We start from the raw sequence: 8,511 nt of genomic DNA on the forward strand, positions 1-8,511 counted from the left end.
CCATTCGGCGCTCAGTCGCGCCGAAAAGATCCGAGGGCGCCAAAGCGTGTACCTGCACCCCGAGGACGCGGACCGACGTGGCATCGCAGAGGGCGATACGGTGCGTCTTTTCAATGAGCGCGGGGCCTGCCTGGCAGGGGCTTGTCTGAGTGAGTCGCTCATGCCGGGCGTGGTGCGCATGCCGACCGGTGCGTGGTGGGACCCGAGTCACCCGGGCGAGCCCGAGAGCCTGGATCGTTCGGGCAATCCCAACACGCTCACCCGCGACCAGGGGACCTCTCGTCTGGCACAAGGCTGTGCCGCACAAACCTGTTTAGTTGAGGTCGAGCGATGGGTCGGGGCTGAGATGCCGGTGCAGGTGCACACACCGCCGGTCCATTTGAACAGCCGGGCACCTGGGTAAGCGGCTCAATCAACCAGGTGCGCACGCCCTTGCCGGTCAAGCTTGCGCCAATGCCGTTTGCGACGTCGCATTGCCTGCCTCGCGGCGCAGCCAGAATGGCCATCGCCGCTGGGGTCCAGGGCTGCCGGGCGAGCATCCCGCCCGGCTGATCCGATGGCGTTGCCTCAGAAGGGGTAGTGGCGCGGCGCGATGTGCACCGTGATCCAGCGCAGTTCGGTGAAGGCTTCGATGCCTGCCTGTCCGCCGAAACGCCCATAGCCGGAGGCCTTGATATCGGCAGCGGTGGAGCGCGCGTGCAGTGATCTCTTCACTCCGGTGCGAAGAAGCGGTGGACTTCGCCAAGCGGTGGAAACACGGTCGCTCCGACGGTTAGGAGGCAGCCCACGCAGAACGCCTATGTCGAACGATTCAACAAGACCTACCCAACCGAGGTGCTCGACTGCTACGTCTTCGGCAGCCTGCAGGAAGTGCGTGACATGACGGCCGACTGGCTGCACCGATACAACAACCACCGCCCCCATGAAGCCCTCGGCCGCGTCCTACCGGTCGAGTACCGTGTCAAACTGTTCCTCGATCTCTACTTCTGAATGGCTCAGGAAATCGAGAGGGCTTCAGCCCGCGCGCGGCGTCGGCCGGCGAAGGCCCGGATGCCATAATCGCCGCACTGCGGGAGAGCGGGGCCTTGGGCCCCCGCCGAAGGCGCAAACTCCCATCATCGCTCAGGCACCAGGACCGCAGTCACCCATTTCGCCGACTGGAGAGTGGCCGTCGCACGGCCCACCGAAGGGGCAAGCCGCGTCAGCGGCTGAAACTCTCAGGTTCAAGGACAGAGGGAGAGGCGCAGCAGGTTCGCGTCGATGCGACGCGAACGCCTGCGACCACCTATTGGAGTCCTGGTGCCTTCCCCCATCCTGCACAACCCCGCGTCCCGGGGCGCGTCGACGCGCCTTGTCCTCTCCCTCATCCTGGGCCTGCTCGCCGGCCTCTCGCTGGGCGGCGCCTACGCGCTTCACCGCCTGTGGCAGGAACTGCCCAGCGTGGAGGCGCTGACCGACTACCAGCCCAAGCTGCCGCTGCGCATCCACGCCAGGGACGGCCGCCTGCTGGCCGAGTACGGTGAGGAACGCCGCGAGCTCGTGGCGATCGAGCAGATCCCCAAGCGCATGCGCGAGGCGCTGCTGGCCATCGAGGACGCGGGCTTCTACGCGCACCGCGGCGTGGACATCGCCGGCCTGGCGCGCGCCGCCTGGAGCAACCTGTTCGCCGGCGGGCGCGCGCAGGGCGGCAGCACCATCACCATGCAAGTGGCCCGCATGTTCTTTCTCAGTCCAGAGAAGACCTACCGCCGCAAGATCATGGAGGTCCTGCTGGCCAGCAAGCTCGAGGCGCACTACGACAAGGACACCCTGCTCGAGCTCTACATGAACCAGGTCTACCTGGGCGAGCGCGCCTATGGCTTTGCCGCCGCCGCCTCGGTGTACTTCGACAAGGCGCTGCATGAGCTCACGCTGGCCGAGGCCGCGATGCTGGCCGGCTTGCCCAAGGCGCCGTCGGCCTACAACCCCGTGGTCAACCGCGAGCGCGCGGTCGTGCGGCAGCGCCACATCCTGTCGCGCCTGCTGGCGCTGGGCTGGATCGACCAGCCCGCGCACGACCAGGCCCTGGCCGAGCCCCTGGTCCTGCGGTCACCCGAACGCTTGGGTGGGCTGTACGTGGGGCATGCCGTGGAGCAGGCCCGCCAGCGGGTGGTGGAGCGTTTCGGAGAAGAGGCGTACACGCGCGGCCTGGACGTGGTCCTCAGCATCGACGCGGACCTGCAGCGCGAGGCCATGCGCGCGCTGCGCGGCGGTTTGCTGCGCGCCCAGCAGCGGCACGGCTACGCCGGACCGGAAGCCCGGCTGCCCCCGCCCTGGCGCTTCGACGGGCCGGGGCTGCGGCGCGCGCTGGCCCCGTACCCCGACAGCGGCGAGCTGCAAGCGGCCCTGGTGCGCGAGGTGTCGTCCGCGGGCCTGCAGGCCCACCTGCGCGACGGCAGCGCCATCGCGCTCGCGCATCGCGCCGGGCGGGGTCCGCGCATCGAGGCGGGTTCGGTGATCCGCGTGCGGCGCGATGGGGCGCAAGCCTGGCGCCTGGCCCAGTTGCCGCGGATGGAGGGCGCCCTGGTCTCCATCGACATGGACACCGGCCACATCCTGGCCCTGGCCGGTGGCTTCGACCCGCGCCTGGGCCAGTACGACCACGCCATGCAGGCCCTGCGCCAACCCGGCTCCACCTTCAAGCCATTTGTCTACTCCGCGGCGCTGGAGCGCGGCTACTTCCCCGGCACGCTGGTGGAAGACCGCCAGCGCGTGGTGACGCCGGCTGCCCCGGGGCGCCGCGCCTGGGCCCCCCGCAACTACGGCGACCGCTACGACGGCTTCCTGACCGCCCGCGACGCGCTGGCGCGTTCCCGCAACGTGGCCACGGTGAACCTCATGGAGGCGGCGGGCGCGGCGCACGTGCGCGATTTCGCGGCGCGCTTCGGTTTCGATCCGCAACACAACCCGGCGACCCTGCCGCTGGCCCTGGGCGCCGGCGCGGTCTCGCCGCTGGGGCTGGCGCAGGCCTACGCGGTGTTCGGCAGCGGCGGCGAATGGCGCCCTGCCGTGCTGATCACCCGCGTGAGCGAGCGTGGCGGCGCCGTGCTGTTCGACGCCGCCGACCGCGCGCCGGCGGTGCGCGCCGTCTCCGAGCGCAACGCCTACATCGTGGACAGCATGCTGCGCGACGTCGTGCAGCAGGGCACGGCGCGGCGCGCCCTGCGCCTGGACCGCCCCGACGTGGCGGGCAAGACCGGCACCTCCAACCAGGCCCGCGACGTGTGGTTCGCGGGCTATTCGTCGGGGGTGTCCACCGTGGTGTGGATGGGCTACGACCAGCCGCGCAGCCTGGGCCGGGCCACCGGGGCCACGCACGCGCTGCCTGTGTGGACCGAGTTCATGGCCCGCGCCGTGGCCGACCGCGCGCCGCGCCTGCGCGAGCGGCCCGGCGGCGTCGTGGTCCATGCCGGCGACTACGCCTATGCGGAGTACGTGAGCGACGTGTGTGTGCAGGACGACAACGACCGGGTGGCGGGGCCGTTCGACTGCGCGCCGGCGGCGCCAGGCGAGCTGCCGCCGGGTTGAGGGCCCGCAGGCCGCCGCAGCGGCCCGCGAGCCCGTGCGTCAACCCGCGCCTCGCTCAGGCGCTGCCCGGCCCGGGCCGGCGCGCCGCCGCGGTCCAGCAGGCCCAGCACCACCTGCAGCGCCAGCGCCACGGCGCCGCCGATGAACACCAGGTCGCCGAAGGTGCGCACCCAGCGCAGCGTCTGCAGCAGCGGCTGCTGCATGAAGGCCTCGCTGCGGGCGTACCACAGGCCCTCGCCCACGCTCGCCATGAACTGGATGAAGCCGATCGGCAGCAGGCTGGTGAAGATCATCAGCACCAGGCCCAGGTTCAGGCCCCAGAAGCCGGCCTTCATCAGCGGCTCGCTGAACACGGTGCGCGGCCGCAGGTAGCGCAGCACCATCAGCGTGAAGCCCAGTGCCAGGAAACCATAGACACCGAACAGGGCCGCGTGCGCGTGCACGGGCGTGGTGTTCAGGCCCTGGATGTAGTACAGCGAGATCGGCGGGTTGATCATGAAGCCGAAGACGCCCGCGCCCAGCATGTTCCAGAAGGCCACGGCGACGAAGCACAGCAGCGGCCACTTCAGGTCGTCCATCCACGGCGCGCGGGTCTTCAGGCGCCAGTTCTCGAAGGCCTCGTGGCCCAGCACGATCAGTGGCACCACCTCCAGCGCGCTGAACGAAGCGCCCACGGCCATGACCGGCGTTGTGGTGCCCGAGAAGTACAGGTGGTGGAAGGTGCCCGGGATGCCGCCCAGCAGGAACAGCGAGGCCGAGGCCAGGCTGGCCGTGGTGGCCATGCGGCGCGACACCAGGCCCATGCTGGAGAAGACGAAGGCCAGGGCCGTGGTGGCGAAGACCTCGAAGAAGCCCTCCACCCACAGGTGCACCACCCACCAGCGCCAGTACTCCATCACCGACAGGCTGGTGCGCTCGCCGTAGAACAGGCCCGCGCCATAGAACAGGCCGATGGCGCCGACCGAGGCCGTGAGCAGGGCCAGCAGGTTCTTGTCCTGGCCGTCGCGCGCGAACAGCGCGGGCAGCACGCCGCGCAGCATCAGCACCAGCCAGAGCAGGATGCCGACCCACTTGAGGATCTGCCAGATCCGCCCCAGGTCCACGTACTCGTAGCCCTGGTGGCCCAACCAGAAGTTCCACTCCGGCGGCATCTTCTGCGCGATGGCCAGGTAGTTGCCGACGAAGGAGCCGACGCAGACGAAGACCAGCGCCCAGAACAGCACGTCCACGCCCAGCTTCTGGAACCTCGGGTCCTTGCCGCCGTTGATGACGGGCGCGAGGAACAGGCCCACCGCCAGGAAGCCGGTGGCGATCCAGAACAGCGCGGCCTGGATGTGCCAGGTGCGCGTGAGCGAGTAGGGGAACCATTGCGACAGGTCAATGCCGTAGAAGCTGCGCTCCACGGTGTAGTGGGCGGTGAAGCCGCCGATGAAGACCTGGAAGACAAACAGCGCGACCACCAGAAACAGGTATTTGCCCAGCGCGCGCTGCGAGGGCGTGAGCGCGAAGGCCGTCAAGGGGTCGCGCGCCGGTGCGGCCGGCAGCGGCTCGTCGTGGTCGCGCAGGAAGGCCCAGGCCCAGACCAGCAGGCCGATGCCCGCCAGCAGGATCACCACGCTGGCGATGGACCAGACCACGTTCTCCTTGCTGGGCACGTTGCCGATCAGCGGCTCGTGCGGCCAGTTGTTGGTGTAGGTCACCTGCGTGCCGGGCCGCTCGGTGGCCGCGGCCCAGGCGGTCCAGAAGAAGAACTGCGTGAGCCGCTCGCGCCGCTCGGCGCTGGGCAGGGTGTTCTCCTTCATCGCGAAGCTCTCGCGGCTCTTGGCCAGCGCGGGCGCGTCGGAGAACAGCTGGTCGTAGTAGGCGGCCGTGTGCGCCATGGCCATCGCGCGCCGCTCGCTCACCACCAGCGCGCCATCGGCGCCGACGCCATTGGCGCGGTACTCGGCGCGCAGCTCGGCGCGCAGCGCGCCCTGCAGGCCGGCGTCGAGGTCCGCGTAGGCGCGCCCGTGCCGCTCGCGGGCGGCCAGGTCGAGCCAGGCCGTGAGTTCGCGGTGCAGCCAGTCGGCCGTCCAGTCGGGGGCCTGGTAGGCGCCGTGGCCCCAGATGGAGCCGAGCTGCATGCCGCCCACCGACTGCCAGGCCGTCTGCCCGTCCAGGATGTCCTCTTGTGTGAACAGCGCCTTGCCTCCGGCGGTGCTGACCTGCGCCGGCACCGGCGGCGCCGAGCGGTAGACCTCGGCGCCGAAGTAGCCCAGCAGCGAGAACATGACGATGCACACGCCGATCAGCGCGAACCAGTACTTCTTGTAGATACCCATGAGGCTTCTCCCGTGCGTCAGTGCACGTCCGCCGGCGCGAAGCGCTCGAACAGCACGTTGTTTTCCAGGTGGATGTGGGCGATCAGGTCGTCTCGGAAGGCGACCAGGCCGCTGTAGAGCGCGCGCCAGGTGGTGCAGGCGCCGCGCGGCGGCGTGAAGTCCTGCGTGAGTTCGCTCAGGCGGCGCAGGGCCGCGCCGTGCTCCTCGTGCTCGCCGCGCATCACGCCGATGGGCATGCCACCCATGGCGCCGTGTCCGCGTGCGATCAAGGGGAACAGCACCAGCTCTTCCTTGCGCATGTGGCTCTCCAGTTCCTGGCCCATGGCCATGAGGTGGTCGGCCAGGCCCTGCGGGCAGTCCGCGCGGTCGCCGTGCACCTGCTCGACGCGCCGCGCCAGCCGGATCAGCTCGGGCAACTGCTCGCGGTGCACCGCGTGGTAGCGCGCCAGGATGTGGTCCACCAGCTCGGTGTCGGTGGCCCGGCCCCAGTCGGGCGCCTGGGACGGCGCCTCGCGCGCCTGCAGCGCCAGCAGCTCGGCCGCGATGGCCTCGCCGTCGACGCCGGCGGCCGTGGCCGCCGTGCGCAGCGTGCGGTTGCCCGCGCAGCAGAAGTCGAACCGGTGCGCATCGAACACGCGGGTGGCGCCGGGAATGCGCCGGGCCAACTGGCCCAGGGATTGGTCCATCAGGTCCATGCTTGCTCCTTGGTGAATGGGTAGCCAGGCGATATGCGATCCGCGTGCCAAAAAAATTCCCTTGCCAATCAAAGGCTTGGATTGACCTGGGTCAAATCCACCCGGGTCGCGCCACGGTACAAATCACCGCATGGGGTACGAATGACCATCGACACGACGCAACTGCTGCTGCTGACCGACCTGGTGGCCGAGCTGCCGGCCGCGGTGCGCCTGCAGCGTTTGGTGGGCAGCCTGCGCGCGCACTTCGCCTGCGGGGCGGTGGCGCTGCTGCGGCTCGAGCAGGAGCACCTGCGGCCCCTGGCGGTGGACGGTCTGGCCAGCGACGCGCTGGGCCGGCGCTTCGCGCTGAAGGACCACCCCCGGCTGGCGGCCATCCTCGCGCGGCGCGGCGCCACCCGCTTTCCCCACGACAGCGCGCTGCCCGATCCCTACGATGGCCTGGTCGACGGCCACCCCGGCCAGCCCCTGCCGGTGCACGACTGCATGGGCATGGCGCTGGACGTGGAGGGGGAGCGCTGGGGCGTGGTGACGCTGGACGCCTTGGACATCGGCCGCTTCGACGCCCAGGCCCCGCGCGAGCTGGAACAGCTCGCCAGCGCGATCGAGGCGGCGGTGCGCCTCACGCGGCTGGAGGTCGAGGTCCGCGCCCTGCGCACGGCGGGCTGGTCGGCGCCGGCCGGCGCGCGCGCCAACCCGCGCGAGGACAGCGACATCGTCGGCCAGAGCGAGGCCATCGTGCACCTGCTGCACGAGCTGCAGGTGGTGGCCGATTCCGAACTGCCCGCGCTGCTGCTGGGCGAGACCGGCGTCGGCAAGGAGCTGTTCGCGCACCGCCTGCACCAGCTGTCGCGCCGCGCCGGCAAGCCGCTGGTGCACGTCAACTGCGCGGCCTTGCCCGAGTCGCTGGCCGAGAGCGAGCTGTTCGGCCACGCCAAGGGCGCCTTCTCGGGCGCGATGAGCGAGCGGCCGGGCCGCTTCGAGGCCGCCGACGGCGGCACGCTGTTTCTGGATGAGGTGGGCGAGCTCCCGCTGGCCATCCAGGCCAAGCTGCTGCGCACGCTGCAGAACGGCGAGATCCAGCGCCTGGGCACCGACCGGCCGCGGCGCGTGAACGTGCGCGTGATCGCGGCCACCAACCGCCAGTTGCGCGAACTGGTGCGCGAGGGCGCGTTCCGTGCCGACCTCTACCACCGCCTCTCGGTCTACCCCATTCCCATTCCGCCGCTGCGCGAGCGTGGCAACGACGTGCTGCTGCTCGCCGGCCGCTTCCTCGAACTCAACCGCGCCCGGCTGGGGCTGCGCAGCCTGCGCCTGTCCGCCGATGCCGACGCGGCGCTGCGCCGCTACCGCTGGCCCGGCAATGTGCGCGAACTGGAGCACGTGATCAGCCGCGCGGCGCTCAAGGCGGTGAGCCGGGGCGCCGACCGCCGCGGCATCGTCACCCTGGAGCCGGACATGCTGGACCTCGACGAGGGGAACGCGCCGGCGCAGGACCGCGCCGCGCCGGGCGCCAGCGCCGCGCCGCTGCCCGCGCTGGCGCCGCTGCACGAGATGGTGGCGGCCACGCAGCGGCAGGCCATCCAGCAGGCGCTGGTGCTGCACGGCGGCAACTGGGCCGCGGCGGCCCGTGCGCTGGACCTGGACGCCAGCAACCTGCACAAGCTGGCCCGCCGGCTCGGGCTCAAGGCCTGAGCGCCAAGGCCCAGCGGGGGCCTCGCGGTGAACGCGCCCTAGCGGTGCTCGCCCACCGCCTTGTAAATGCCCGCGCGCACCGGGCCATGCTCACGCAAGCCGGTGCGCATGGCTTCCAGGTAGGCGTTCCAGTCGTAGCCGGCGGCGGCGGCGAAGTGCATCAGCAGCTGTCCGTTGACACCGAGCACGTACAGCAGGCCGATGTCGGGCTGCTGCAGGGCCTGCGTCTCTTGCGG

Annotated in this window: 6 protein-coding genes, 2 pseudogenes and 1 riboswitch; of the genes and pseudogenes, 4 read left to right on the plus strand and 4 right to left on the minus strand. The window is 70.9% G+C overall.

What is annotated here, in order from left to right; translation table 11 throughout:
• A partial coding sequence (locus BGO22_RS15805; protein WP_286851654.1) for a molybdopterin dinucleotide binding domain-containing protein occupies positions 1 to 403 on the plus strand: 403 nt, incomplete at its 5' end.
• Between the two features lie 164 nt (positions 404 to 567).
• Here BGO22_RS15805 and BGO22_RS15810 read toward each other — a convergent pair.
• Positions 568 to 714: a hypothetical protein gene (locus BGO22_RS15810; RefSeq protein WP_286851662.1), complete on the minus strand. Its 147-nt coding sequence runs from the start codon at positions 712 to 714 to the stop codon at positions 568 to 570.
• Between the two features lie 66 nt (positions 715 to 780).
• Here BGO22_RS15810 and BGO22_RS15815 point away from each other — a divergent pair.
• Positions 781 to 990 (plus strand): annotated as a pseudogene (locus BGO22_RS15815) (integrase core domain-containing protein); the annotation flags it as partial.
• A gap of 70 nt (positions 991 to 1,060) precedes the next feature.
• A riboswitch (glycine riboswitch) is annotated at positions 1,061 to 1,148 on the plus strand.
• Between the two features lie 151 nt (positions 1,149 to 1,299).
• Positions 1,300 to 3,567, plus strand: coding sequence for a penicillin-binding protein 1A (locus tag BGO22_RS15820; RefSeq protein WP_286851656.1), 2,268 nt, complete (start codon positions 1,300 to 1,302; stop codon positions 3,565 to 3,567).
• Here BGO22_RS15820 and BGO22_RS15825 read toward each other — a convergent pair.
• Both BGO22_RS15825 and ytfE read right to left on the minus strand, forming a co-directional pair.
• Positions 3,462 to 5,888 carry a nitric-oxide reductase large subunit gene (locus BGO22_RS15825; RefSeq protein ID WP_286851658.1) on the minus strand — a complete coding sequence of 809 codons (2,427 nt, stop codon included), beginning with the start codon at positions 5,886 to 5,888 and terminating at the stop codon, positions 3,462 to 3,464. The two genes, BGO22_RS15820 and BGO22_RS15825, sit on opposite strands and share 106 nt — an antisense overlap.
• 17 nt (positions 5,889 to 5,905) lie before the next feature.
• Positions 5,906 to 6,583 (minus strand): iron-sulfur cluster repair protein YtfE, encoded by a 678-nt coding sequence (gene ytfE, locus BGO22_RS15830; protein ID WP_204743239.1) that lies wholly within the window; start codon positions 6,581 to 6,583, stop codon positions 5,906 to 5,908.
• Between the two features lie 141 nt (positions 6,584 to 6,724).
• Here ytfE and norR point away from each other — a divergent pair, with 141 nt between their 5' ends.
• Positions 6,725 to 8,275: a nitric oxide reductase transcriptional regulator NorR gene (gene norR / locus BGO22_RS15835; RefSeq protein ID WP_286851660.1), complete on the plus strand. Its 1,551-nt coding sequence runs from the start codon at positions 6,725 to 6,727 to the stop codon at positions 8,273 to 8,275.
• A 38-nt stretch (positions 8,276 to 8,313) separates the two neighbouring features.
• On the opposite strand, the pseudogene BGO22_RS15840 reads toward norR, so the two are convergent.
• Positions 8,314 to 8,511 (minus strand): annotated as a pseudogene (locus BGO22_RS15840) (hypothetical protein); the annotation flags it as partial.

The organism is Hydrogenophaga sp. 70-12, from assembly GCF_001897365.1.
Lineage (GTDB): Bacteria > Pseudomonadota > Gammaproteobacteria > Burkholderiales > Burkholderiaceae_C > Hydrogenophaga > Hydrogenophaga borbori.

Excerpts from the sequence above, each read along its gene's own strand:
- norR (WP_286851660.1), top strand. The coding sequence starts at position 6,725 with ATGACCATCGACACGACGCAACTGCTGCTGCTGACCGACCTGGTGGCC.
- ytfE (WP_204743239.1), bottom strand. The coding sequence starts at position 6,583 with ATGGACCTGATGGACCAATCCCTGGGCCAGTTGGCCCGGCGCATTCCC.
- BGO22_RS15825 (WP_286851658.1), bottom strand. The coding sequence starts at position 5,888 with ATGGGTATCTACAAGAAGTACTGGTTCGCGCTGATCGGCGTGTGCATC.